The organism is Endozoicomonas euniceicola, from assembly GCF_025562755.1.
GTDB classification, from domain to species: domain Bacteria; phylum Pseudomonadota; class Gammaproteobacteria; order Pseudomonadales; family Endozoicomonadaceae; genus Endozoicomonas_A; species Endozoicomonas_A euniceicola.
Genome location: NZ_CP103300.1, coordinates 659,731 through 685,862, shown reverse-complemented (window position 1 = coordinate 685,862; position 26,132 = coordinate 659,731). Strand labels below are relative to the sequence as shown.

General features: G+C 48.9%; 26 protein-coding genes. 18 read left to right on the top strand and 8 right to left on the bottom strand.

The window, feature by feature from the left end:
* Positions 1–107: 107 nt before the first annotated feature.
* The 4 genes from NX720_RS02610 (at position 108) to NX720_RS02595 (ending at position 5,519) form a co-directional block, all read left to right on the top strand.
* Positions 108–1,274, top strand: coding sequence for a DUF2066 domain-containing protein (locus NX720_RS02610; protein ID WP_262599201.1), 1,167 nt, complete (start codon positions 108–110; stop codon positions 1,272–1,274).
* A gap of 29 nt (positions 1,275–1,303) precedes the next feature.
* Positions 1,304–2,371 (top strand): AI-2E family transporter, encoded by a 1,068-nt coding sequence (locus tag NX720_RS02605; RefSeq protein ID WP_262599200.1) that lies wholly within the window; start codon positions 1,304–1,306, stop codon positions 2,369–2,371.
* A 147-nt stretch (positions 2,372–2,518) separates the two neighbouring features.
* Entirely contained in the window at positions 2,519–3,235 is a 717-nt protein-coding gene (gene hda, locus NX720_RS02600; protein WP_404831041.1) for a DnaA regulatory inactivator Hda, read from the top strand.
* A gap of 214 nt (positions 3,236–3,449) precedes the next feature.
* Positions 3,450–5,519, top strand: a complete 2,070-nt coding sequence (locus NX720_RS02595) for a DUF748 domain-containing protein (protein ID WP_262599198.1) — start codon at positions 3,450–3,452, stop codon at positions 5,517–5,519.
* 114 nt (positions 5,520–5,633) lie between these two features.
* Here the strand turns inward: NX720_RS02595 and NX720_RS02590 are convergent, their stop codons facing one another.
* Positions 5,634–6,017, bottom strand: a complete 384-nt coding sequence (locus NX720_RS02590) for a DUF2069 domain-containing protein (protein ID WP_262599196.1) — start codon at positions 6,015–6,017, stop codon at positions 5,634–5,636.
* A 122-nt stretch (positions 6,018–6,139) separates the two neighbouring features.
* Between NX720_RS02590 and NX720_RS02585 the strand changes: the two genes are divergently transcribed.
* A complete protein-coding gene (locus NX720_RS02585; protein WP_262599195.1) occupies positions 6,140–6,811 on the top strand; it encodes a hypothetical protein in 672 nt (223 codons plus the stop codon).
* Positions 6,812–6,830: 19 nt separating this feature from the next.
* On the opposite strand, the gene arsC is transcribed toward NX720_RS02585, so the two are convergent.
* Positions 6,831–7,178, bottom strand: coding sequence for an arsenate reductase (glutaredoxin) (arsC, locus tag NX720_RS02580; protein ID WP_262599194.1), 348 nt, complete (start codon positions 7,176–7,178; stop codon positions 6,831–6,833).
* Positions 7,179–7,366: 188 nt separating this feature from the next.
* On the opposite strand from arsC, the gene NX720_RS02575 reads away from it, so the two are divergent.
* From NX720_RS02575 to NX720_RS02545, 7 genes are all read left to right on the top strand, one after another.
* On the top strand, positions 7,367–7,933 hold the full coding sequence (locus NX720_RS02575) for a DUF4136 domain-containing protein (protein ID WP_262599192.1): 567 nt from the start codon (positions 7,367–7,369) through the stop codon (positions 7,931–7,933).
* Positions 7,934–8,025: 92 nt separating this feature from the next.
* Positions 8,026–9,273, top strand: coding sequence for a YihY family inner membrane protein (locus NX720_RS02570; protein WP_262599190.1), 1,248 nt, complete (start codon positions 8,026–8,028; stop codon positions 9,271–9,273).
* 346 nt (positions 9,274–9,619) lie between these two features.
* The gene (locus NX720_RS02565; protein ID WP_262599189.1) at positions 9,620–10,930 is read left to right on the top strand and encodes a PTS sugar transporter subunit IIC; all 1,311 of its coding nucleotides are present in this window, start codon (positions 9,620–9,622) and stop codon (positions 10,928–10,930) included.
* A gap of 348 nt (positions 10,931–11,278) precedes the next feature.
* Entirely contained in the window at positions 11,279–12,466 is a 1,188-nt protein-coding gene (purT, locus tag NX720_RS02560; protein WP_262599188.1) for a formate-dependent phosphoribosylglycinamide formyltransferase, read from the top strand.
* 131 nt (positions 12,467–12,597) lie between these two features.
* The gene (locus NX720_RS02555; RefSeq protein WP_262599187.1) at positions 12,598–13,077 is read left to right on the top strand and encodes a TlpA family protein disulfide reductase; all 480 of its coding nucleotides are present in this window, start codon (positions 12,598–12,600) and stop codon (positions 13,075–13,077) included.
* Positions 13,070–13,342 carry an acylphosphatase gene (locus tag NX720_RS02550; protein WP_262599185.1) on the top strand — a complete coding sequence of 91 codons (273 nt, stop codon included), beginning with the start codon at positions 13,070–13,072 and terminating at the stop codon, positions 13,340–13,342. The genes NX720_RS02555 and NX720_RS02550 overlap by 8 nt, the downstream gene beginning before the upstream one ends.
* A gap of 76 nt (positions 13,343–13,418) precedes the next feature.
* On the top strand, positions 13,419–14,015 hold the full coding sequence (locus tag NX720_RS02545; protein ID WP_262599183.1) for a hypothetical protein: 597 nt from the start codon (positions 13,419–13,421) through the stop codon (positions 14,013–14,015).
* A 16-nt stretch (positions 14,016–14,031) separates the two neighbouring features.
* Here the strand turns inward: NX720_RS02545 and NX720_RS02540 are convergent, their stop codons facing one another.
* The 3 genes from NX720_RS02540 to NX720_RS02530 form a co-directional block, all read right to left on the bottom strand.
* Complete coding sequence (locus NX720_RS02540; RefSeq protein ID WP_262599181.1) at positions 14,032–14,607, bottom strand: lytic transglycosylase domain-containing protein; 576 nt, start codon at positions 14,605–14,607, stop codon at positions 14,032–14,034.
* A 116-nt stretch (positions 14,608–14,723) separates the two neighbouring features.
* Complete coding sequence (locus NX720_RS02535) at positions 14,724–15,458, bottom strand: NAD-dependent epimerase/dehydratase family protein (protein ID WP_262599180.1); 735 nt, start codon at positions 15,456–15,458, stop codon at positions 14,724–14,726.
* 80 nt (positions 15,459–15,538) lie between these two features.
* Positions 15,539–17,254, bottom strand: coding sequence for a proline--tRNA ligase (locus NX720_RS02530; protein WP_262599178.1), 1,716 nt, complete (start codon positions 17,252–17,254; stop codon positions 15,539–15,541).
* 227 nt (positions 17,255–17,481) lie between these two features.
* On the opposite strand from NX720_RS02530, the gene NX720_RS02525 reads away from it, so the two are divergent.
* Positions 17,482–17,898: an HIT domain-containing protein gene (locus tag NX720_RS02525; protein ID WP_262599176.1), complete on the top strand. Its 417-nt coding sequence runs from the start codon at positions 17,482–17,484 to the stop codon at positions 17,896–17,898.
* Positions 17,899–17,924: 26 nt separating this feature from the next.
* Positions 17,925–18,128 carry a SlyX family protein gene (locus NX720_RS02520; protein ID WP_262568349.1) on the top strand — a complete coding sequence of 68 codons (204 nt, stop codon included), beginning with the start codon at positions 17,925–17,927 and terminating at the stop codon, positions 18,126–18,128.
* A gap of 71 nt (positions 18,129–18,199) precedes the next feature.
* Here NX720_RS02520 and NX720_RS26835 read toward each other — a convergent pair whose 3' ends face one another.
* Positions 18,200–18,796: a cold-shock protein gene (locus NX720_RS26835; RefSeq protein ID WP_318654083.1), complete on the bottom strand. Its 597-nt coding sequence runs from the start codon at positions 18,794–18,796 to the stop codon at positions 18,200–18,202.
* A gap of 534 nt (positions 18,797–19,330) precedes the next feature.
* On the opposite strand from NX720_RS26835, the gene NX720_RS02510 reads away from it, so the two are divergent.
* Positions 19,331–19,672: an HU family DNA-binding protein gene (locus tag NX720_RS02510; protein ID WP_262599175.1), complete on the top strand. Its 342-nt coding sequence runs from the start codon at positions 19,331–19,333 to the stop codon at positions 19,670–19,672.
* 144 nt (positions 19,673–19,816) lie between these two features.
* Here NX720_RS02510 and NX720_RS02505 read toward each other — a convergent pair whose 3' ends face one another.
* Positions 19,817–21,112, bottom strand: a complete 1,296-nt coding sequence (locus tag NX720_RS02505) for an OprD family porin (protein WP_262599174.1) — start codon at positions 21,110–21,112, stop codon at positions 19,817–19,819.
* 231 nt (positions 21,113–21,343) lie between these two features.
* Positions 21,344–22,828: an OprD family porin gene (locus NX720_RS02500; protein ID WP_262599173.1), complete on the bottom strand. Its 1,485-nt coding sequence runs from the start codon at positions 22,826–22,828 to the stop codon at positions 21,344–21,346.
* Positions 22,829–23,088: 260 nt separating this feature from the next.
* On the opposite strand from NX720_RS02500, the gene NX720_RS02495 reads away from it, so the two are divergent.
* From NX720_RS02495 to NX720_RS02485, 3 genes are all read left to right on the top strand, one after another.
* Positions 23,089–23,598, top strand: coding sequence for a SycD/LcrH family type III secretion system chaperone (locus NX720_RS02495; protein WP_262599171.1), 510 nt, complete (start codon positions 23,089–23,091; stop codon positions 23,596–23,598).
* Positions 23,595–25,268, top strand: coding sequence for a coiled-coil domain-containing protein (locus NX720_RS02490; protein ID WP_262599170.1), 1,674 nt, complete (start codon positions 23,595–23,597; stop codon positions 25,266–25,268). Before NX720_RS02495 ends, NX720_RS02490 begins: the two co-directional genes overlap by 4 nt.
* 94 nt (positions 25,269–25,362) lie before the next feature.
* Complete coding sequence (locus NX720_RS02485; RefSeq protein WP_262599168.1) at positions 25,363–26,067, top strand: class I SAM-dependent methyltransferase; 705 nt, start codon at positions 25,363–25,365, stop codon at positions 26,065–26,067.
* Positions 26,068–26,132 lie beyond the last annotated feature (65 nt).

Here is a 26,132-nt window from a genome sequence, read left to right as displayed (position 1 = left end):
GAGCGCGCATTCTAGCGTAAAGGCAGGTACTGATGCGAGTTTTTACCTGTTGTGCGCGGGGGAGTTATGGCAAAATCTATTTTTTATTAGTTTTCAAGGTTCCAGGCATGTCGTTAGCTGTCATGGCTTGTTGTGTGGCGAAAGCAAAAAGTAATGTGGCGAAGGCGAAAAGTTTGAAGTTTTCAGAAAAAACGACGTTATGGCTGCCACGCCAGGGTTTGCTGTTATTAGCCTGCTCATTACTGTTTCTGTTGCCTCAGCTATCAATGGCTTCTCAGGTCAATGACCTTTATCAGGTCGAGGTGCCGGTGTCCGGGCAGGACAGTGATGACCGCAGGCAGGCAACGTTCAGGGCAATGTCGGAAGTGCTGGTCAGGGTGACAGGGCAACGGCAGACCCTGTCCAATCCGGCCGTAAAGCGTGCGCTGCAGAAGGCCACGAATTATCTGCAGGGATACAGCTACCACCGGGATGAAGTGGATGGGCAGCGACAGTTAATGCTGGTCACCCAGTTTAATGATAAAGCAATAACCCGACTGCTTCGGGACAACGGTCTGGGCATCTGGGGAGAAAACCGGTCCACCACCCTGATGTGGCTGGCCGTTGATGATGGCGGGCGACGGCAGATTCAAAGCAGTGGCAAATCAACAGAGTTGTCAGAAAACATTGGTCAGGTGTTCGATCACAGAGCTTTGCCGTTGATCTTTCCGGTGATGGATTTTGACGATAACCTGACCATCAGTGCTGTGGATGTCTGGGGACTGTTTTCCAGCAAGTTGACGGAAGCGTCTGTGCGCTACGGCTCTGAATCAATTCTTGGTGGCCGCCTCTCGGTCAGCAAAACGGAGAAGGGTGAGCGCTACAATGGTCGACTGGTTCTTCTGTTCCGAAACCAGCGATACGATGCCAGCATTGAAGCGTTGAGTGCCAGAGGTGTTGCGCTCGCTATGGCGGATCTGGTGGGTAACACTCTGTCCAGACATTACGCTGTGACGGCTGGCAGCAGTGAGAACCCCATTATGCGTATTGATGGCACCGGCACCACCAAAGCCTACGCGGGGGCCATTGCTTATGTAGAAGGTCTGACCGCAGTACGAAACGTTATGGTGAAACGGGTGTCAGGGGATCAGCTGGAGCTGGAACTTACTATTGATGGTACCGTGGCACAACTGTCGGACTCCATTGCGCTGGAGCGTCAGCTGCAAAAGGTTGAACCGAATAGACAGCCGGTGGGTGGTGAAAGTTATCTGCACTATCGTTGGCGCGGGCGATAGAAAAAAATAATCATGCTGCAGGAGCGGGTATGACCATAAGACAACGTTGGATGCTGGCAGGCGTGGCTCTGGCTACTGGATTAGTCATTCATTTTTTAAGCCCTATCCTTGCGCCTTTTGTACTCAGCCTGGTCCTGGCTTATCTGGGTGATCCTCTAGCTGACCGGTTGGAAAAAATGGGTATGAGTCGCTCCCTGTCGGTGACGTTGGTGTTTCTTGCCCTGTTTATCGTTGGTCTGGTGTTGTTGCTGGTGCTGATTCCTGCACTGTTCCACCAGATTAAAACCCTGATACAACTGCTGCCGGTCTGGGAAGCCTGGATTCGCAACAATGTGGTACCAGAGCTACTCACGTATATTGAGGTTGATCCAGAGTGGTTTGATCTGAGCGTAGTGGTTAAGCAACTGGCCGCCGAGTGGCAGCAAACCGGGGGTATTATTGCAGACCTGAGTCGTAAGGTGACGTCTTCAGGACTGGCAATCGCCGGGTTTGTGGTTAATCTTTTTCTGGTTCCGGTGGTAACGTTTTATCTGCTCAGGGACTGGGACAAAATGATGCTGCATTTGCGTCTGACCATGCCTCTGAATATGGAAGCAGAAGTCGTTACCTTGTCGAAAGAGTGCGATGAAGTGCTGGGAGCCTTTCTAAAAGGGCAATTAATGGTTATGCTGGCGCTCGGTGTAATTTATAGCGCTGGCTTATGGCTGATCGGGTTGCAGTTCGCTATGCTGATTGGTCTGTTGGCAGGGCTGGCGAGCATCATTCCCTACATGGGATTTTTTGTTGGTTTTGCCACGGCGATCATTGTCGCACTTTTCCAGTTTGACCAATACTGGGCTTTACTGGCCGTGACAGCGGTATTTACCGTTGGGCAGATGCTGGAAGGCTATGTCCTTACCCCATGGCTGGTTGGGGATAAAATTGGTTTGCACCCGGTGGCTGTTATTTTTGCATTAATGGCAGGTGGACAGTTGTTTGGTTTCATTGGCATGCTGATTGCACTGCCACTTGCTGCAATTATTATGGTACTCTTGCGTCATCTGCATCGGAATTACAAGGCAAGTGACCTTTATCATGCGGGCGAGCCTGGCGAGTAGCTTGTAAAGAGTAGCCTGGAAAGCAGCCTGAGGAGTGAACCATGCAAGGTGTAACAGAATACCTAACACCGGTGCCAGAAAAGTCAGGGGCTGTAGCGTTTTTATACGTGGGGCAGTGCCTGTGAAATATTATCAATCCATTGCCTGATGTCGTATATGAGTCTGCCTGTGCAATTGCCACTCAGCGTCCAGTTAAGGGACGATGCTACATTCGCTAACTTTTTCAGCGGACAGAATGCTGCATTGGTTAATATGCTGGATATCGATCGACAGGTTCCCGGCATAGAAACTGAGCAATTTATCTATCTGTATGGCTCCAGTGGTGTGGGGTGCAGTCATTTACTGCAGGCTGCCTGCCATCAAGTCGATAGTCGCCAGGGGCGCAGTATTTATCTGCCTATGAATGAACTGGTGCACTATCCTTCAAAGCTTCTGGAAGGGATGGAAAGTCTGCAACTGGTCTGTATTGATGATATCAATGCGGCGGCAGGTATTCCGGAATGGGAAGAAGCCCTGTTCGATCTTTTCAACCGTCTGCGCGATGCAAACACCCGCTTGCTGGTAGCGGCTGACAGTTCTCCCAAAGCTCTGAAGATTGAGTTGCCAGACCTGGTTTCCCGGCTCAGCTGGGGGGTAGTGTTTCAGGTTCATCCGCTGGTCGATAAAGAAAAAGTCGCGGCCTTGCAGTTGCGTGCTCATCTGCGGGGACTGGACATGAATGAAGATGTTGCCCGCTTCATTATCTATCGCAGTAACCGCGATATGGGGCATTTATTCAGGATTCTTCAGAAGCTCGACAGCGCCTCATTGAGGGCTAAAAGAAAGCTGACCATCCCTTTTGTGAAACAGGTTATGAGCTGGTAGCTGAGTACTGAGGAGCTGAAGGTTAGCATATACCGCTATTGGCTATTGGCTATTGGCTATTGGCTATTGGCTATTGGCTATTGGCTATTGGCGGTTGGCTGTATGAGCAGCTAATAGCCAACCGCCAAACGCCCGGTAAGTTATTGAATGCTGCGCCCCTTAATCATACGAAATATCGGTTTGCTCTTTTAACCTGCGTAACCAGAGAGTATCTATGCAAAACCAATCGCAGTCTCGTTGGTTTGTCAGTGCCTTAGCTGGATTGCTTATTTTCCTGACTCTTTTGTCAGGTTATTTTCTTTTGCCTGAACGACTGGCTCGTCACTTTCTGGAAAGGCTGTCGCAGGAATCGGGTATTGAAATTCTACCCGTGCGAGTGGATTACTCCCTGCTGAGCGGGGAGCTGATTCTTAAAGATTCCGACCTGTATCTGGTACCAGGGTTACAGATCAGTGCAGATGAAGTTCGCATGCGTATTCCCCTGTCAACTCTCAGTTCTTCTGATGCCCTGCAACTATCCGGCCTTTATTTTCAAAGCCCATTTATTAATGTTGATCTGGATCGCCTGGGCAGTTCAGTGTCGACTGCGTCTTCACCGCTTCAGAAATATATGACAACCGTCGTAAAGTCTTTTGAACTGGGCAAGGGCGGTTTGTTTCTGTCTCGCACTGGGACGCAACCATTGGCGGCCTCTCTGGCCTATCAGTCAATACAGATACAGACCAGCAACAGTGGTGAATTAAAACTGTCGATTGATGGTTTATCTGAGAAGGGTGATTGGGCATTTCAGGGACAGTTCGATCTGGGCGCTCGTGAGCTTAATGGTGAGCTTGATGTTCGGAATGTACCGCTGGATACGATTCAGGGAGCGTTTCCTGACAGTTCTTTTGAACACTGGGAGCAGGCGACAGTCAGTGCTAATCAGAGCGTTTTCTGGTCGCCCAGGCAGAGTGTCAGTATGGAAGGGACGCTGATACTTCGGCAGGGGCTTATGAGCTTTGCTGAAGATCAGAAAATCCGCTGGGACGAGCTTGAGCTGCTGGGGTTCTCTTTGTCTGATGGCAGCGTATCGGTAGTTAAAGGCTCTCTGAATGATGCAGATGCACTCTTGAGTGAACAGGCGCTGGCATTGTTGCCAGAACAACTGAAGGCTTTTTCAGAGCTGGAACTCAGGCGGCTGAATCTATTTTCCCAACCAGCTCAATGGCAAAGCGACCACGGCAAAGCTGAGCTTAGCAACCTGAACGGGCAGCTTGTTCGCATTAGTGAGCAGGCGCTGACTTTAAAGGGGGCTGCTTACGCTTTGCAGACATTGCCTGTTGTCGTGGATGCAGAGCTTCATAGTGATGGTCAGGGTAAAGCCCGGATCAATCTGAGAGAAGTTGACCTTGGAACCGTATCAAAACAGAAGCGGGTCGTGGCAGGTTACGACCTGGCAGGCAGTAAGATGGGTACAGTCATGCAGTTGTCCTGGGGGGCAGGTGAACGACATGCCAAAGGGCGACTGACGTTTACTCGTTTTACCGCGCGACCCGATAACGGTTCAGCAACAGACTGGAACTTGCCTTTAATTCGGGCTGTTATGACGGACAATAAAGGGCGAATCGTTGTGCCGGTTGCGGCACATAAACTGCCTGAAAAAAACCTGTCTTCTGCGCTGATTAACCTGTTGCAGAACAGCGTAAAGGTAAGTCTCAAGCGTGTGACGGATAAGCCTTTACTCTATCTGGGTCAGCTGTCAGGCAGCCAGACACCTCTGGTTGAAAAGATTGATTACCAGCCCGGAAAGGCACTGTTGTGTAATGAGTCTGAACAAACGGTTCGTCAATGGACAAGTGTATTAAATCGCAGGCCTGCGCTTGCTTTGTCGTTTCAGGGATTTGCTTCCAGAACGGCTGACAGGGCAGGTCTTGCCAGGGCAGAGCTGGATGTAGACCTGCTGGAACTTTACTCTACCTTGCTTAAGGAAAAGCCTGAAAATGTTGCCGGCATTCCTTTAGAAACCCGTGAACAGCTAATTGAGCAGATGTATCTGCGTATTCACAATCGCCGACTTCCGGAGGTAGGCGAGTTGTCACAGCAACAGCGGGTTGTCAGGGCGGAAAACTGGCTGGTGAGTCACTGGCCGGTCAAGCCGGAAAGTTTTCAGAAGCTGGCTGAAGGGCGTGAGCAAACGATAAGGAACTGTCTGCTGGAGGCGGGAGTCGATAGCAAGCGTTTACATATCGAACCTGCACAGGTGGTGGACGGGCAGGCCCGGATGCGTTTTGAATTTATCTATTAGAATATATGGCTGTTGGCTGTTGGCTGTTGGCTGTTGGCTGTTGGCTGTTAGTTGGTGGCTGTATGAACTGCTAATAGCCAGAAGGCAGAAGCCAGAAGCTAAAAGCCGGGTATGTTAGCTGGCTTTCATTAATCGACTCTGCCAGCGAATAAACAACAATGACACAGTAAAAAGAAGACAGCTGACGCCTGCTGTTAACCAGCCGTGTGGTGACTCAGGCTGGGCGGAAACCGATAAAACTCCGCTGATAAAGTAGAAACACAGGATAAAACACAGCCATGCGGCTGATCTTGGATTGCGCTTTAATAGCCCTTGCAGGGGCAGAGTCAGAGGAATAAGCTGAATAGCCGTAATGGCCAGTCTCGAACCCGGTGGTGGATTCAGCCACCAGGTTTCTGCGAGTAATGTCAGCATCAGGCAGGCGTACAAGCCCATGGTCAACGGGTAAACGAAGGCGACTTTTTTTATCATTGTCTGGTTCTTCACATTTTTGCTCATACTGTTTGGTGTTTTCATTCTGATAAGTTTGATTTGGCAGACTCCATCCACCAATCTGACATACCGTTAACTAAAATGATTGCAGCTGAGCAATTATAAATGAATGCGTGCAAGGTCATATCATGAATGTGCATGACTTGGAGCTGGGTGATATTCTTTTTTATTTCCACATGGGGGCATCGACTATTCCTCTTTGGAGCATTCCTCATTATGCAGCGACACACACCTCTATTGTCAGTCACGTGGGGACTCATCCGTGGATATCCCATATAACACGCAATGGCCTGGTGTTTAGTGCCTTTGGACTAAACAAAGGCTTCCGCTTCCTCGCTTACCGCTTGAACCCTGACCAGCAAAATACTTTTGCTACGGAGGCGTCTCACCTGGCAAGAATGTGGTGCATTGCAAACAATGACGTAAAGCTGATAGAAAGAAAATCACGCAGTAACGTCGCTTCTACTGACTACTCCCTCCCAGTCGCCTCCGTGCCTGGCACATTCAGTTATTTTAAGTCTCATACCGCAATATTCAGGTCCGTTTTTTTTGGAAAAAAAGCCATAGAGTACGTCAGCAAACTTGAATGGTATAAGGTGCGAAACATCATCCCTCCGGAACTGAGCGGCAAAGGTGGAACGTATTGTAGTATGTTTGTGGTTTCCTGTTATCAGGCTGCTTTTGGTGTTGCCCACAGTGCCAAGCTGCTGCCTGTTGACGCGCAAACGGTTATGCCGTGGACCTTTTATCGATGCGTCATCGACAGCCCTTCCTGGAGGTGTCTGGGTGAAGTTTCTTGATTTTCATTTGATCTAGCATCTAAAGGATTTCCAGAACCGATTCCGGTGGTCTGCCAATACGGGCCTGCCCTTTATTGACGACAATGGGGCGTTCAATCAATTTGGGGTATTTCAGCATTGCCTGAATTAGCGCTTGATCATCCAGCTGTGGGTTCTTCAGATTATTATCCTTGTACTCCTGCTCCCCTTTCCGCAGCAGTTCTCTGGCTGTCAGACCCAGTTGTTCTAACAGGATTTTCAGGGTAGCTTCGTCAGGAGGCGTTTCCAGATACAGAACGATGTCCGGGCTGACGCCCTGTTCTTCCAGCAGCGCCAGTGTCTGACGGGATTTGGAACAGCGTGGATTGTGATAGAGGGTGACAGCCATGCAAGTTTCCTCGTTTATGCTCTTTTTCTTGTTCAGGCGAAGATGCTAAACCCGATTGTGGTTCTGTACAACCGTTTAATGCGCTCTTTATTGAGCAAATATTATGTAATTTGTCACCCTTGAACTGGAGAGTACTTATAAGACGGAATATGCTTCTGCTTTGGTCGCAAACAGAATAGGAAATCACTATGTTAAGCAGCAGGCATTGGTTATTAGGGTGTTTTGTCTTATTACTGGCGGGCTGTGCCAGCCAGAGAGTTGACTGGGATTATGATACGTCGGCCAGGGTTCAGCAGCAGATGAGCAGCTGGAAAACCTATGCCTGGCTGACCGTTGATAAGGATCAATCCTTGGATTATCACCTGGACGGCCTGCAGGATCGCAGGGTGCGTGCTGCGGTGAACCGTGACCTGCAAGGCAAGGGGTTCCGGATGGTGGACGAGTCTCAAGCGGATTTTCTGGTCAATTATCTCACTAAAACCAAAACCCGCCGGGAAGAGAATCACGTTTCTACCTCGCTGGGATATGGCATTAACAGCTGGGGACTGGGGGTGCAGTCAGAAACCCGTGTGAGGGATTACGAGGAAGGTTCTTTGATGGTCGATTTTATTGACCCTGCCAGTAAAGAGCTGGTCTGGCGTGGACGTTCCCAGTCGCGTATTCCTGACCGTTCGACTCCGGAAAAACGTATACAGCAGATCAATAATGCAGTCGATGCCATTCTTAAAGGCTTTCCGCCAGCCGCTGGTAGCTGATATCCTGACCAGAAGCCTGCCGGACTTAAGTCCGGCAGGCTTCCGGGAGTAAAGGGAACGGCCTTTGCTCCTTATGTGCTGAGGAGCAGCTCATGGTCAGGCCCGATTTTTCCCCACGTTCCATCAAACAACTGCTGTTGTTTATCAAGTCGACGGTGGAACGGTTTGTTCAGAATGGCTGCATGGACAGTGCAGCTGCCCTTACTTATACCACGCTGTTTGCCGTGGTGCCTTTGATGACCGTGACTTACAGCCTGCTCTCGGCTATTCCCAGCTTTCAGGGCATTGGCGAAACGGTACAGTCTTTTATCTTCCATAACTTTGTACCAACAGCGGGTGAAACCGTCAAAACGTATTTGGTCAGTTTTTCTCAACAGGCTCGCAAGCTAACGGCGGTCGGTGTGGTGTTTCTGATGGTGACCGCTTTCATGATGCTGAAAACCGTGGACAAAGCCATCAATAAAGTCTGGCAGGTGGATAAGGTGCGTCGTGGTGTTTCCGGCTTCTTGCTGTACTGGGCTATTTTGAGCCTGGGCCCGTTTTTGATTGGGCTGGGTTTTGTTCTGACGTCTTACCTGGCTTCATTGAAATTTATTTCAGATACAACGGCGTTTTTTGGCGCAGAGTCTGCCTTGTTGCGACTGATGCCTGTGTTGCTTAGCGCTATGGTGTTGACGCTGCTCTATGCCGCAGTACCAAACCGCAAGGTGCCTTTTCGGTATGCTCTGACTGGTGCGGTGGTCATCGCCACGGTGCTTGAAGTAGCCAAGGGCGTGTTTGCCCAGTTTATTGCCCAGGCTCCGACTTATGAACTGGTGTATGGTGCCTTTGCTGCGGTGCCTGTTTTTCTGGTCTGGATTTACCTTAGCTGGAACCTCGTTCTGTTTGGGGCGGTTATGGTACGCAACCTTACCATGTCCGTAGGGCAGCAAAAGGATGAACACTGGCCACCCTTACTGGGGCTTCTGGTGGTGTTGTCCATGTTTCGTCAACAGTTTTGTCATGGAAAAACGGTCAACTATAAAATGTATCAGAATGACTGGCCTCTCTCTCTGGAAGACTGGGAGCGCTATGTCGGCCTGTTACAGAATCAGGGGTTGATCTGTAAAAGTCATCAGGGGGAGTTGGTACTGGTGCAAGATTTACGACAGATGCAGCTTGCTTTGTTCTGTCAGCAACTGCCCTGGCCCATGCCTGATGCGCAGTCTTTGACGAGTATTAGCCGGGAGGGGCGTCCACAGTGGTTTTCAGAGCTGCTTGACCGGCTTTTGCATGTGAATGAAATCAAGGCTGCTGCGTTGGATGTTAATCTTGATGAGCTTTATGAGTCATCTCTTTGAGAGGGTCGATTACATCAATTTTCCGCTGTTCATACTGCCATCTGGCAACATAGATAATAAAGCACTATAAGCCCCAGCCTACCCTGGAGTCTGTTGCTCCCCATTGTCAATAATTGGTAAAAACTGACTTTCGTCAAAAAAAATACTATTTGCTGTAACCGGTTGCTGAAACCGGTTACATTTTCTGTTCAGGATTGTTATCGTAATAACCGCAATAAGAAAAAAACTGGTGCTGACCGCAAAACCAGTTAATGGCAGAAGGTAGCGGAAAGAAACTCACTGAGCCAGAACTGAGCTTTTTTCCAGTAAAAACAGATGAATAGGAAGTGGTATCCCGGGGGTAACGATGGAAAATTTTGCGAATAAACTGGAGCAAGCGCTTATGCCGGTGGCGAGCCGGCTAGCTAATATCAAGTATCTGATCGCTCTGCGAGACGGCATGGTCTACGCCATGCCATTCTTTATTGTTGGTTCGATCATTCTGCTGTTGCTAAACCTGCCACTGACTGACCCGAACAACTTCATGTACTCGGAGTGGTACGCCAACCTGATGGCTGAGCACAAAGGCAACTGGCTACAGCCGTTTTATGCGACACTGGGTATGTCATGTCTGTTTATTTCCTTTGGTATTGGTTCCAGCCTGGGTAAGCAGTATGGTCTGCCTGAAGTCACCAGTGGTTTCCTTTCCCTGTTTGCATTCCTGATGGTTGCCGCTCCGGTGACTGGATGGCCGCCAGCCATTAATGCTAGCTATCTTGATAGCAAGGGCATGTTTACTGCGATTGTATTCTCTTTCCTGGCTATCGAAGTGTATCGCTTTATGCAGGCTCGCAAGATGACGATTCGCCTGCCAGAACAGGTTCCGCCAGCCATTGCCCGTTCGTTTGAGTCCCTGACTCCGGTGATTGCACTGATTCTTATTCTTCAGCCTCTGAACCTGCTGGTGGCTTCTGTTGGTGAAGGTGGCATGCTGGTGCCTCAGTTGATGATGGAAATCTTCAAGCCTCTGGTCAGTGCTGCTGACTCTCTGCCCGGCTTGCTGTTAATCGTTTTGCTGGTGCATGTGTTGTGGTTCTGTGGTCTGCACGGTGCCAACATTGTGACCGGTGTGATTGGCGCGATTATGCTGACCAACCTGTCTGCTAACCAGGCGGCTCTGGAAGCAGGGCAGGCGCTGCCAGCTATTTTTGCCGGTGGTTTCCTGGATAGCTTTGTTTACCTGGGTGGTGCCGGTGCAACTCTGGGTTTGGCGATTGCCATGTCGATCAGCAAGAGTGCTCACCTGCGTTCCATCGGTCGACTGTCTGTTGTACCGGGTCTGTTTAATATCAACGAACCGGTGCTGTTTGGTGCGCCTGTTGTGATGAACCCGATTCTTGGTATTCCATTCATTGTGGTGCCGCTGATCAACGTAACCGTTGCCTACCTAGCAACCTCTATGGATCTGGTTGGTCGTGTGGTTGCCCTGGTGCCCTGGACGACACCCGGACCTCTGGCTGCCTTCCTGGGTACTAACTTCAGTGTCAGCGCTCTGGCTCTGAGCCTGGGTCTGGTTGCTTTCTCAACGGTTGCTTATCTGCCATTCCTGAGAGTCTATGCCAAGTCTCTGGAATCTCAGGAGGAGGTACAGGTGCAGGGTGAAGCGGTAACCGCTTAATATAGAGTGTGTGTAAGTAGTGTGTGGCAAAGTGTGTGACGAGTTGTGTGGCTCGTTGTGAGAGGAGAAACCGGCTTTATGCCGGTTTCTTTCGCTTTTGGCTTTTGGCTTTTGGCTTTTGGCTTTTGGCTGTTCATATAGCTATCAACCGACAGCGGACGGACAGCTAAAAGCCAGAAGCTAAAAGCCCGGTATATGTCTGATTGCTGCCACCCTGAGCTGTCACCTTGTGCGTAAATTAAAAGAATGTGCAATCAGTAGATTTGACTGCTGTAAGTTCAGGCATTCGTCGGTATGATCGTGACTCGACTATTGTTCTCACTATCGTCCTCTACGGAGCGCTTTTTTATGGTAGCCATTGGTACCCCCGGTTCTGTTTCTGCAACAAAGGTGTTGTTGCTGGGTTCAGGTGAACTTGGAAAAGAGCTTGTGATTGAGTTACAACGACTGGGTGTGGAAGTGATTGCTGTTGATCGCTATGACTATGCTCCCGCCATGCAGGTGGCTCATCGTCGCTATGTTATCAATATGCTGGATGCTGATGCGCTCAGGGCGCTGATCGCTGAAGAGCGCCCGGACTATATTGTGCCGGAAGTAGAAGCCATTGCGACCGATGTGCTAGTGGATATTGAACGTGAAGGCATGGCGACCGTCGTGCCTTGTGCCCGTGCGACTCAGCTTACGATGGATCGGGAAGGGATTCGCAGGTTGGCAGCAGAAGAGCTGCAACTGCCCACTTCACCCTTTGCCTTTGCCGAATCGAAACAGGAACTGCGTGATGCAGCTGAGCAAATTGGCTTTCCCTGTGTGGTGAAACCGGTGATGAGTTCTTCTGGCAAAGGTCAGAGTGTACTGAAATCGGAGGGCGATATTGCTTCTGCCTGGGGCTACGCCGTGGAAGGTGGGCGTGCAGGTAAGACCCGGGTTATTGTTGAAGGCTTTGTGGATTTCGATTATGAAATTACCCTGCTGACGGTTCGCTCCCGTCAAGGCACTTACTTTTGTGCGCCAATCGGTCATCGTCAGGAAGGGGGGGATTATGTGGCATCCTGGCAGCCGCAGGCCATGTCGGAGCCGGCTTTACAGCAGGCTGAGTCCGTAGCCGGTGCGATTACCGGTGCGCTGGGCGGATATGGTGTATTTGGCGTTGAACTCTTTGTGAAAGGCGACGAAGTCCTGTTTAACGAAGTGTCTCCGCGCCCACATGATACGGGGATGGTGACCCTGATTTCGCAGAATTACAGTGAATTTGCACTCCATGCCCGGGCTATTCTCGGGTTACCTGTGAATCCTATACATCAGCCTAAAGCAGCCGCATCGGTAGTCATTAAACCGTCTGGTCGTTCATCCAGCATTGTGTTCAGTAATTTAGCGGCTGCATTGTCTGAGCCGGAAACCGATTTGCGTTTGTTTGGTAAGCCGGAAATAAATGGCGCTCGTCGTATGGGGGTCGCTCTGGCGCTTGGGGAGAATACTGAGGAAGCCTGTCGAAAAGCCAGTAAAGTCGCTGCCAGTGTTAAAGTGAGCATCGAATAGTCTTTCCACTATGGGCATTTTCTGCGCTATGGTCATTTGAAACTTGCTTCAGTTGAGCCAAAAAGCAGTGTTCCAGCTGTCTGGGCACTCCTGCTAAACTGGAAACTTTTCTAATGTTCAGGTGACTGCAAATGCCCAGATGTTTTCCTCCGCTCAAGAGGCTCCTGCTGCTATTTCTGATGGCACTTCTGTCGTCCTGCAGTCAACCTGAATTTACGGACAGTACCGGAAAAGGCGTCAGCCTCAGTGATAGTCAGGGTCGCTGGCTGGCACTGAACATCTGGGCAGAGTGGTGTGACCCTTGTCGGGAAGAAATTCCAGAGCTGAACGCTCTTTATCAGTCAGATGCCATTCGGGTTCTGGGGTATGACTTTGATAACAGTCAGGGGGCTGAGCTGGAGAGTAAAATTGCTAGTCTCGCTATTGCTTTTCCTGTGTTAACCAATAATCCGCTTGAACGTCTGAAAACTCGAACGCCACAGGTTTTACCCGCCACTCTTATTGTTAGTCCTCAGGGTGATCTGGTTGAAACCTTGTATGGCCCCCAGACACAAAATACTATTGGGCAGGCAATTCGAAAACAGCAAACAAAGGTGGCAGCCGGTGGCTAAAGTTTGTAAGCGTGCCCTGATCAAGGGCAGGGTTCAGGGCGTCTGGTATCGTGGCTCAACCCAGAAAAAGGCTCTGGAACTTGGAATTTCTGGTTGGGCAAAAAACCTTGCTGACGGGCGGGTAGAAGTTCTGATGTGCGGCGAGTTATCCGCTTTGGCAGAACTGGAAAACTGGCTTCACGAAGGGCCTCCGGCGGCTCAGGTTGAGTCAGTCACGGTATCGGATGAACCCTGGCAGACATTTGAAGACTTTATAACAGGCTAAAACCTTTTCTGGCATCGGCAACTTTTCCGCATGGGAAAGGTCTCTATATCTATTGAAGTAATTTATGGAGACCGGAATGTTGAGGTGTAGTAATAAAAAAAGGGAAATCATCCAGCGCTTTGCTGGTTTCAACTATCTGCTTATTGCTATTTGCCTGATGCTTGCAGGTTGTTCTTCCCATCAACCCCTGGGAACCGGTGTCGTTCTTAAAGAAGAACTGATTACTCCTACTGACAGAACGGACGAAACTAAAACCGGTGCTCTTGCTGGTGTCAGCCTGGGTTCTGTTATTGGTGCTATAGCCGGTGCGGCAGCAGGGGCTGGTTGCGCTGCGGTCACTTTTGGTGCCTGCGCTCCGGCTATTCCGGCAACGGTTGCATCAGGCGCTGCTGCTGGCGGTGCTATCGGCGTTGCGTCAGGTGCCGCTCTTGGTTTCGGCTACGGCACTTACAGCCAGGGTGCGGGGCTTTACCGATATTCTGTTTTGCCTTGTTTCGGCTCCTCAGAGGTCATTTCTCTGGAACAGAACAGTGCTGCTCTCATGCCGCCGGGTACTGAGGTTATCATCTATTCCGATAAAAAAGACAATTACAGGATTAAGCCTGCTGAAAAAGGGGATAAAAAGTTTCAGTCATCAGAGGTCTGCAATCCGATTCCTGAGAGCGTGCCCTGATAATAGGGCATGGCACTTAATCGTTTCTCCAGTGCCTGTCCCAGTTTTCGTAAACTCTTTCCGGGTACCAGCTTTGGCCAAGGCTGCCATTGTAACGTGCCAGAGCCCTGGTCAGGTTACCGGATTCCCGTTGCAGGTAGTGACTCAAAATGGCACTGCCATAACGGAGGTTGGTTTCGATATCCGTCAGGTTGTCCTCCGGGTGACCAATGACACTTTTCCAGAATGGCATAACCTGCATTAATCCCTGGGCGCCTGCGGAAGAAACAGCAAAGCGGTCAAAGGACGATTCAGTATGGATAAGTGCCAGAAACAGCTCTGGTGACAGATTGGAGCGAGTGGCTTCCTTGTGTACCATTCGTAACAGTTGGATTCGTTGTCGGGGGTCTTCAATAAAGGGGCGCATACGCTGGGACATATCCAGCAACCAGACTTCCGTTTCAAAATGGTCGGAAAAACCGTCGGCGTGAGGCAGGTTAGCCTGCAATGACTGGGTCAGCAGAGGATCATGCCGCTGCTGCGCTCCGGCAAAGGCCGGGAGTAACAGGGCAGTAATAAGCAGGTATCTGGTGAGATGGCTGAGTGATGTCACTAAGAGTCTCGTATTCCCGGTTTGGTGTTACATCAACAGGCAGAGCGTTGCTTCTGTCAGTTGCCTGTCTCTAGAGTTTTCGGCGATTTTTTGGGCGGCTTCAGATTTGTCTGCTGTTAACTGTTGATGTGGTAAAAGTCTGTCGCTTTAATTTTTGGCGTCCAGTTGATTGGATTTTTCAGGTTGTGAATGGCCTTGTCGTTGTCTGAGACTCCATAAATGATTAAGTAATTATTTTTGATGTTTGATTCTATACATTGCTCCAGCAGGTCAACACAGTCTGGGTGAGACAGTCCTAAATAGGGGGTGTCTGACCAGGGGCTTGCTTGTGTGCAGACGCCCCCAAATCGGATACAGATAACCTGAATACCTTTTTTTGAGAATTGTTTTCCTGTTTCTTCTATTTTTATCTTACTTTCACCATAGGGGGAAACAGGATCAGGCTTTGTATTTAAGTCAATGATTACATTTAACTCTTCATTGATTATTTTATACACGTCGTGAGTGTGAACCGAACTGGCCATAATAACTTTTGGGATTTTTAACTCTAATGCTACCTGGTAAACATGATTTGCCATGGTTAGGTTGTTGGGGTCTGATGCTTTGCTTGCGTAGTTTTCTGTTTTGCAATTCCAGGCCAGGTGAATGATTACGCTGATGTGTTTATCTTTTAACTGATTCTTTACCATCTGGTAATCCAGCAGGTTGGTGTCAGGCAGGTCTAAAAGTAATAACTCGTATTCATGCTTCAACCCTGCTGTTAGAACTTGCCCTATATTCCCTTTATATCCCGTTATACAAATCGTTTTTCTTATCATTTTGTTATTCTGACTTGCTTTAGTTATTTTCAAAGGGTTATGCCCTGGCTGCAACGCGGCAGAAGCCGGGTGCAGCAGGGCAAAGATGAGCAGACTTTCAGTAAGGGGGTTGCTTAACTCAGTCTGTCCTTAAGCATTTGGGCAATATCACTGAGAGCCACGTCTTCCCGGTCAGCAGCGCTGCGGTATTTATATTCTACCTGACCATTGGACAGCCCGCGGTCGCTCAGTACTACCCGGTGTGGAATGCCAATCAGTTCCATATCGGCAAATTTAACGCCAGGGCTGGCTTTGCGATCATCCAGCAGAACGTCATAACCTGCTTCTGTCAGTTCCTTGTAGAGCTTTTCGGCGGCTTCGCGAACGGCTTCAGATTTCTCCATCTTCAGACCGACGATAGCAATCTGGTAAGGAGCGATGCTTTCCGGCCAGATAATGCCACGGTCGTCGTGGTTCTGCTCGATGGCGGCAGCCACTACACGGGAAACGCCCAGACCGTAACAGCCCATCAGCATGGTCACAGCCTTGCCGTTTTCGTCCAGAACTTTTGCGCCCATGGCTTCGGAGTATTTAGTGCCGAGCTGGAAAATGTGTCCTACTTCGATACCACGCTTCATGATCAGCTTGCCTTTGCCACAGGGGCTTGGGTCGCCTTCAACCACGTTGCGCAGGTCTTCAACACGGTCAAAGCGAGCGTCACGCTCCCAGTTGATGTTGAAGTAATGCTTGCCTTCAATGTTGGCACCCGCGCCAAAATCAGACATAACCGCAACGCTGCGGTCAACAATGCATGGAATATCGATACCCACCGGACCGAGTGAGCCAGGACCAGCGCCCATGATATCTGTGATCTCTTCGTCAGTGGCAAAACGCAGTGGCTCGGCAACGTTTGGCAGATGCTCGGCCTTGATTTCATTCAGCTCGTGGTCGCCACGAACCAGCAGGGCAATAAAGTCTGACTCAGCTTCTTCACTGGCGGCAACGATCAGCGTTTTAACGGTTTTTTCAACGGGCAGATTGAACTGTTCAACCAGGGCAGCGATGGTTTTGGTGTCTGGGGTATCGACCAGCTCCATATCGGCTGTGGGGGCTGCACGGTCATGAGCCGGAGCGACCGCTTCAGCCTTTTCAATGTTAGCGGCGTAATCGCTTTCCGCACAGAAAACGATGGCGTCTTCACCGGAGTCTGCCATTACATGGATTTCGTGGGAAGCGTTACCGCCAATGGAGCCGGTGTCCGCTTCTACTGCCCGGAAGTTCAGGCCCAGGCGTTCGAAAATGCGGAAATAGGTGTCGTGCATGTTCTGGTATTCGGCGCTCAGGCACTCCTGATCCTTATGGAAGGAGTATGCGTCTTTCATAATGAACTCACGACCACGCATCAGGCCAAAGCGTGGGCGCATTTCGTCACGGAACTTGGTCTGAATCTGGTACAGGTTGGCAGGCAGCTGCTTGTAACTGCTGATTTCATTACGAACCATGTCGGTAATGACTTCTTCGTGGGTCGGGCCAATCACGAAGTCACGCTGATGACGGTCTTTCATACGCAGCAGTTCCGGACCGTATTGTTCCCAGCGACCGGTTTCCTGCCACAGTTCGGCGGGCTGAACCGCTGGCATCAGTACTTCCTGGGCGCCGGAGCGATCCATTTCTTCACGAACGATCCGCTCGACCTTACGAAGTACTTTCAGACCCATGGGCATCCAGGTGTACAGGCCGGATGCCAGTTTGCGGATCATGCCAGCTCGCAGCATCAGCTGATGGCTGATAACGACGGCATCAGACGGGGTTTCCTTGAGGGTAGACATCAAGGACTGACTTGTGCGCATGTGTGCGAATATCCTCTTTAACGAAGCCGGGAGCCTGACGGACTTGTGATTTCCGGAAGGCTCCCTGCCAGCGAACTTTTACAATAACTGGCAGAGCAATCGAGATTCAAAAAGCGGTATTTTACGTTCTGCTCATGTTTTTTTCATCTTTACCTGCATGAATACGGTTTTCAGGCTGCAACAGGTCAGATATAGTGTGCCGGTTTGTACTGACTTCGGAGCCTGTAATGGAAGAATTTCCGTTGAACCCTCAACTGGAAAAAGACTGCGTAGTACTGGGTGATCTGCCGTTGTGCCGGGTTTTGCTGATGAATGACACTACCTATCCATGGTGTATTCTGGTGCCTCGCGTCACGGACATCGAGGAGCTGTTTCAATTGGTGGATGAATTGCAGGTTCAGGTGGCTCTTGAGTCTGGAATCCTGTCCCGCTATATGAACGACCTGTTCGAAGCGGACAAGATGAATGTTGCGGCACTGGGTAACAAGGTGCGACAGCTGCACATACACCACGTGGTTCGCAAACAGAATGATGCGGCCTGGCCTGAGCCGGTATGGGGCAAAGTGCCAGCCCAACCGTATTCCGACAATGAACTGGCTGAGATGCGTGAGAAGTTTCAGCCACTGTTCGCCCGATTTGGTTAAGTGTTCGCCTGAACCGGGAGCTAGTCATGAAAGATGAGTTAATTGAACTGCAGACGCAGATGAGCTTTCAGGAAGATACTGTCGCTCAGCTGAATGATGTAGTGACTCGGCAGCAACAGGAAATTGATCAGCTGAAGCTGCAGGTTGAGCAGTTGAAGAAGCAGATGCAGGAAGTTGTTGCAGGTGATGTGGAAGGTGATTCGGACGAAGCGCCGCCCCCGCATTATTAATGTTTAAAATGACCGTTAAAAAACACCGGATTAATCTCCGGTGTTTTTTAGCGGCTTTAGTGAGGCTGGGATTAACGACCTTGACGGGCAGCAATCACATCTTCAGCCTGCAGGCCCTTGTCTTTTTCTACCACCACAAATTCCACTCGCTGGCCTTCAGACAATATGCGATGACCTTCCCCTCGAATGGCACGATAGTGAACAAAAACATCGTCGCCTTGATCGCGGGTAATAAAACCAAACCCTTTGGTGACATTAAACCATTTTACGGTACCCGTTTCCCGGTCGGTGTCAGTGTATTCCATCGGACTGACCGGGTTAAAAGACTTCAGGTTGATCAGTACATGCAGTGCGACCCCGAAACAGATCAGCATAACGATTAAAGGCATAGTGACCTGTGTTTGTCCAAAAATCGCCAGGGCAGGCAGAACAGAGGCTGCAATAAGCACGAGTGCTGATAGCAGCTGGGCGTATTTCAGTTTGCAACGGCAAACGTTCAGATAGCTTCCCAGGCAAAAGTGAACCAAAGTCACAATCAATAACAGGAAAACCGGTGTGGAAGCCGGCAACGTCTGATGGATGGCAGCAGCAACGAGTCGACCATCAATAACCAGAACAATGAGTCCGAGAAGTCCGGTCAGGGCGTGGATAAATTTTAGATGTTTCAAGGCAGTTCCCTTTTTATATCAGGCGGGTAGCATAAACCATGAATCCGCCGGCAGGTTGTTATAGTTAAAGACCGAAAATAGTGGACTGAACCTCTGGAAACTATCAGGAATGAGTGACTGGCTGATTCCTGATAGAAGGCAATCCATGCAGCTAAACAACGTATTTATTTTTTTAATCAGCCTGAAAAGCAACCAACTGATTATTACACCTTTTTTCGTTAATGTAACCTGATACGTTTTTGACCTCAACGGCTTTGTACGCCTTGGCGCGCCTGACTTTCATGTCATAAATAATTGTTGAAAAAATGCTCGCAGATGAAAAATACTGTTGGTATAGTGGATTTAGATGTCCTGAAAGCGGTAAAAGCACTGGTATTTAAGGCTTTCAGAGGAACGAGGAGTGATCTGAAGTGCAGTTCGCAGCTGTTTTTGGTTCTCCTCAGGCATCGCATCAGCCTGGTGTAGTGGCAGATAATTAACTGCAGCGAAATGCTGCGGCATTTGTACAGGGATAACCATCAGGAGATTAGCAGCATGGCAGGTAAAAAAGCCTCAGCTATCAAGGATCGATACAGCAAAACCCAGATTATCGCTGAAATTGCTGACAATACGGGGCTGACCAGAAAAGAAGTCGGAGCCGTTTTTGATGAACTCAGTGACCTCGTTGAGCGTCATGTTAAAAAACGGGGGTGTGGAGAGTTTACTCTTCCCGGTCTGTTGAAAATTGTTACCAAGAAAAAACCCGCCCAGAAAGCCCGCAAAGGTGTACCTAATCCTTTCCGACCGGGTGAGCTTATGGATGTGCCAGCTAAACCAGCCTCCACGCAGGTTAAGGTTCGGCCATTGAAGAAGCTAAAGGAGTACGCCCTGGCTTAGTTTGTCTGCTCAGGTAAACAAAAAACAAAAGGGAGGCATTTAGCCTCCCTTCTTTTTTGGTGTGTTTTACTTCATGGTCATTTTTACTTCATAAGGTGGCACCCGAAGGTGCCGGTTGTCATTTTAGCAATGACGACAAGGGATTTAGAAAACGGCGACGTTGTATTTCAGGATGACACGGGTGTCTTGTGTGATAGTGTCTTTCTGACCAGCATTTTCTTTGGTGTTTTTAGCGTAGCGGAGTTGGGCGCTGAGACCTTCAACTTGCGGGAACGCATATTTCAGTCTGAAGTTATATTCTTTTTCGTCCTGCTTATTGCCTGCGCTGTTTTTGAAGTCGGAGGTGACGTAGATGGCATCTGCACTTAGACCGTCGACTATACCTGCAAAATCATAGCCCGCACTTAAGCCGATTGCTTTCTGAGCTCTTGCGTTAAAGTCGCTGTACTGGATGGAGTTGTAGCCAAAATAGCCGGTATCATCACTATCATCCATGGCGTCGCCTCCCCAGTTATTGTTGAATTTTCCAAGGTCGGAATCTTCAACTTGGGTATAAGCTAAACCAAATGTTGCTTGTTGGATACTGGCATCTACTTTAATGCCCCAGGCGTTAATGCTGTCGTCACTGTTGCCATTACTTACATGCTTATCCTTGGCGTATCCAATGTTTGAGTATTTGGCATACTGAGCAGCGAACCCTAATCCCATACCGCTAATGTCCGTGGCATAGGTTACTTCAGTCAGGTATTTTTTGGCAAAATCATCCTGGGTTGCGTAGTCGGCACTCAAGCCTAAACCATTGCCAAAGTCGTAAGAGGCTCCGATCGCTTTCACAGGCTCTTTATTGTCCGCTTTCTTTTCGTCCTCGGTCATGTAATCAACAAAGCCAGATTTTGTTTTTGCGTTAGCCTTGGTCGCCCATACCACATGTGTCTTGAGGCCTTCATAGGCAAAGTCACCATAGAAAGCTTCACTCATGCTCGGCAATGCGCGGCTGTCTGAATCGTTAATCAGAGGAGTGTCCAGTTGCATGCGACCGTACTTTAGTACGCCCATATCCATCAGGTTGAACTTGATGGCATAACCGGTTTTGCCGTAACTGCTGGAGTCGCCTTCTGAGTCATAAGGAAGAACGCCGGGGTTTGTGTAGCTATCTACGTTGGATGCACCGAGTTTAAGAGCGTAGTAGGCATTGATGTCGATACCAACAATATTTTCGAAGTAGCCAGATGAAAAGTCAGCCCTGATAGCCTGAGCCCATTGTGAGCTTCTTTCGTCATAATTGGCATTAGCATCATTATCATGACCTTCTTTGGCACGATCATGGAAATGAGTGCGTAATTCGATATTCAGACTGGAATCGTCAACAAAAGAGTTGGCCTGGGCAGTTGTAGCCAGCATGATGGCGGCACTGAGTGCGCTCAGTTGTGTGAGTTTCATTAGATTTTTCCTTGCTGTGTTTATTTTATGTGTGACCCTGATTCCATCATCCTTTTATACAGCTCTTGGATGAAGTACATCGAATCTCCCCATAGGGTCATCGAAGATTTTCTACAACCGCAGTTCAAATTGCAACCGGCAGATGTAAAAAATATCAGGGACGTTTAATAACAGGGTCGTGACCCAGGTTAAATCTGTAAGGTTGTCAGGCGTTTATGCCCGGGAGCAGTATTAGAAGACACTGAGAGTGTAGTCTACGAATACTCTTAAATCCGTTTTACCTTCATATCGATAGTCTTTTTTATCTTCATTTTTCATCTCGCTCAGCTCTTTATCTCCTTCATGCTGTGCATAAAGCACGGTTACACTCAGGCCTTTCAGGGCTTTTTGCTGGAAGGCATAGCCCAGTTTTACGTTGTGTTCTTTTTCTTTGTATTTATCCGTGTAGTCAGGTTTGTTGGTGGCTTCTATGTCGTTACCGGCTGTGTAGGTGTAGCCCATGGACAGGCCGGGTAAACCGAGGTTGTCAAAGGCATAAGAGACTCCTGCCTGCCAGACAGATTCGCCATTGTAGTTAAAGGAGGAAATCTGACGTTTAGTGCGAAAGCCTATGTCGTCATAATCACGACCAGAGTCATAGGCCAGATGGTAATCGAACTCGCCGAGAGCACCATTTTTTTTCGCCTCTACCTGACTGTAGGAGGCCATAAATGACAGTGTGTCGAAGGTAAGCCTGGCGTTTAAGTTATAAAGGTTGGCATCTTTGTCAAAACCACCAAAGGTTTTACCATCGGATTTCCACTTGTTGCCGTTTTCTTCACCTTTGTAGTACTGCCCTTCCAGAAGCAGGGAGGTCTGCTCATCGAGCAAAAATGTGTAATTTAAGTTGGCGTGATACAGCTTCAGGTACGACTCACTTTCGGCATAGGCCAGATCAGATCCCAGTCCGGATTCATGGTTATAAGACCCGCCCAGGGTGTAGATATGGTCGATGGCTTCGAATTTTTTATCCCGCCCTTCCCGGCCTGGCTTTAACGCTGTGAATTTTTCCATTCTGTCATGATTATGGATGGAAACCCTGTCAGTCCATACACCGTAAAATTCGAAGTCGCCCACTTCTGCTTCAGCTATTGCTCCCTGAAAGCGGGTTGGGGTTAAGCGGTAGAAGGTATTTAAAAGAGGTTTTTCAATGGGTATCCAACCGGCTTTTCCTTTAATGTTCATGCTGTTCTGGCCAGCTATGCCTTTAAGGTAAATCTGCCCCGGTTTGGCATAGCTGTTCTGTTTGGCGGTATAGAGCCCTTTATATTGATTAAAAACAGGTGGATCCTCTTTTAATATGGTTGTGCCATATTCATCGTTATTACCTATTAGCTTTAAACCGCCATAAAGCGAGGCATCTACGCCAATTGCGGCGGTACTGCTTCCCAGCCAGGCCGATTCGAAATTGATTTCCAGCCCCTGACCCCAGCCCAGTTGCTTATTATGGGTTTTGACTTTCCGAAGTGTGTGGTCAGATGATTCTTCGTAGTAATATCTGCTGAAATCTCTAAGCTGACGATCCTGATAATAATTACGCAGTTTCAGGGATAGATGATGGTCATTGTTGTCAGGGTCATAGAGGTCGTCTGCAGCCTGGGAAGGAAGTACAGATAATGAACTCAAAGCAGTTAAAAGAACTACGGTACTTGTCGCAGATGAAACGGCAAGTTTCATTGAGAGGTGCTCCTGAGATAGAGCGGGCTTTTCTTTATTTTTGGTTAAAGTTATAGCGGCCCGTGTGTTAGTGATTTTGGCTTTTGAGTCATTCAGTAAAACAGTGATCTGCTTTTTTGCAAATTACGATAAAGAATAAAAAAATAAATTTTTGTTTCTTATTATTTTTATTCTTCGGACTAATGGCTAAACCTCTATAAATTGCGAATGTTTATAATGAGTTGAATAATGGTGATAAACGTAAAAGGTAGGGATAAGGCATGGACAGGCCGGTTTCTGATAATAAGCCAATAAAATCTGAAGCCAGCCCGGAGGAATGGCTTTCTTATTTAAAACAGGGGGGGACCCTGGGGAAGCTCAGGCAGGTAAATTCCGACCAGATGGAAGCTATGTATACGCTGGGTTATGGGCATTTTGACATAGGCCATTATGCCGATGCCCTCAGGGTATTTCGATATCTGGCAATGCTTGATCACTGGAATGCCCGCTACTTTCTTGCCATTGGTTACTGTCTTTATCAGCTAAAGCATTATGCTGACGCAATCCCGGCTCTGTCCTATGCAGAGCGGCTTGATAAACAGGACCCAAGACCATCACTCTGCATGACAGAGTGCTTCATAAGCCTCAAAAATCGAAAGCTGGCGAAAAAAGCCCTTGCAGAAGCCATTAAAAGGCTGAAAGTCAGCAAAGACTGGGACGAAGAAAAGAAACAGGCAAAACAACTAAAACATTATCTGGTGAATCAGTCAGGAAGGAGTCAGACATCATGAATCCAGTAAACTCAGGGAGTGGGGTTGGCAACAACGGTCAAACTCCGGCAAGCGGTCAAACGAGCGGGACTCCTTCATCCAATCAGGTTTCCCAGGGTTATAGCGGTACAAATTCAGTCTCCAGTACCGGAGGCTCATCAGGGCCAGCGAGTATATCTGCCAACCTGCCTAAGCCTGAAGTCGTTAAAGTGGCTGTTGGAGAATTTGTCAGTCAGTCGCTGAATGCGCAGATTGACGCGCGTCTGAGTAATATTCGCAACAACCTGAAAATCGATGCGTCGGATGTCTATCTGGGCGACACCGATACCCTGTTTTTAATGATTAAGGGGTTTGTTGATGAGTTGGTAGCCGTGGCATCCATGCAATCTATTAGTCAGGCATTCGGTACTCATCAGCAGGCACAATCGACCAGGGCGGGCAAAGCCAAAAAAACGCTGGCTCTTCAGGCTCGTATACAGGAGCGTCAGGGAAATATCCAGGAAAAAAATAATCAGCTCAATGATTATTCCAGTAGTCTGGCTAAACAACGCCTGACCAGGAGCCTGAAAGAGCATCAGCTTGCCAATGCTAAAGAGGAGCAGGCTTCAGGGGGTGATCGCAGTGGTGATATTGCAACACTCAACAAGGAGTTGTCGCTGCTGGAACACAAAATTGCCAATGCTGAAGAGGGTATTTCTGAGTTGCAACAGGATGTAAAAGAGCTAAAGGGCTTGAATACAACTGACCAGGCCAGCATTAGTTCTTACCAGAGGGCACTGAATGTTGTTCGGGAAGAACTGGTCAATGTTGGCAGTCTGGTCACTCAGGCGAGGCAGCGTTTTGATAATGAAGCGCTGCATACCGGTGAAGAGAATGTTGAGGAAGTTAAGGAAGCTGCCAAAGAAGTCAGCTTGGATGCACGTCGTGAAGAGACGCGCCTGAAAGTGCAAAAAGACCTTTCCAGAGATCTTGATAAGTCAGCCCGCAGGCAGGAGATAAAGAGAGCCGACGATGCGTTGGAAGCTAAACTGTATGGCTCTCAACTGTCCTTTTTGCCTCCCTCAGAGGCCGCTGTACTGAAGGCGGTATTCGGAAGTATTGACTTCGATAAACTTCAGGCAGCCCTGGGTGAAACGCCAGCAGCTTTAGATGAGCTGAGGGATAAAAAGGTTGATAAAACTAAAGCCGCTTCAGATAAGCTGGCGGAGACAGAGCTTGATGAAACTAAAGCCACTTCAGATAAGCTGGCGGAGACAGAGGTTGATAAAACTAAAGCCGCTTCAATACAACCTGAGCGCCCACCTTTCGATGAAGGTTTGGCCATTGTTCTGCAAAGCGCTGTTGATGAATCCTCAGAGACTGCACAGAAAAAGCTGTCTGAAGAGGAAGAGATAAACCCGGCGGCGTCGACCTTCGGAGGCGACAATCTGTCATTTGAGGGGGCAAAAAATCCCCTGATTTTCGCCGGGCTCTGGTTGCAGGCACAGATGGAGCAGGGCGAGGCCACTCAGGCTGCCAAAGAAGGACATCTTGAAGACGGGAAGGAAGCGGTCGTTCAGACTGAGCAGCTCCAGAAGCAGACCTTTGCTGATGCCCTGCAGGACTTTGCCACTATCCCTGAAGAAACAGCCAGATCACTGGATGAAGGCCAACAGGCTGAGGCGGACATAAGCCGGAGAAGTCCAGTCTGAGGCGACTCCTGCAAGCCTCTGCCCTAAGCGTTGACCTGTTAACCCTGAGTTTTTGCTACATTAAATGCACTATCTGGGTTAACAGGTGTCTGTGATGTCAAGAGATGAGGTCACTTCGGTTTTTAAAGATCAGTGGAATGCCTACCAGTGGGCGGTTGATAACAACCTCATGGGGCATCATGAGTTGCTTGCCGCCGCACAGGCATTTATTCAGGATCGCTACAAAAATTCATCAGTGACCATGGTCGACTTTGGCTGTGGCAATAGTCTGCTCATTCCCGAGATGACCCGGTCGGTGCAACTGGAATACTATTTTGGTATTGATCTGGCTGATAATGCACTGGCGATGGCCGCTGAGTTGCTGGAACGCAGCCATATCAGGAGTCAGCAATTCTATCAGGATTTGTTTCTTGGCATACCAGAGACCACTTCAACGCCCAATCTTATCTACAGTGCCTTTGCCATCCATCATGGTAATGAACAGAAAAAGCGTCAGTTTTTTTCAAAACTCTATCAACAGGCACCTGACCAGTGCGCCTTTATTCTGGCAGATATTATGATCCTCCCGAATCAGAAGTTTGATGATTACACCCATAAGCTGGAGCAGTATTTTACAAAACAGGGCGTCCGTTCTGACTGGCTACCTCATATCATGGCTCATATCCGTCAATACGATTACCCGGAAACCGCAGAGACCTGGCTGGATATCACCCGGTCTTCTGGCTGGAAGGTGCTGCATCGTCAAATCCTGGGACCCCATAAGGCGTTTCCTGCCACTCTCATGTTGCTGGAGCGCTGAAAGGTTGTTCTGGTCACCGTCGTCAGTCTGGAGAAAACCCGCGTTTCAGGTATAATGCGTCGGTT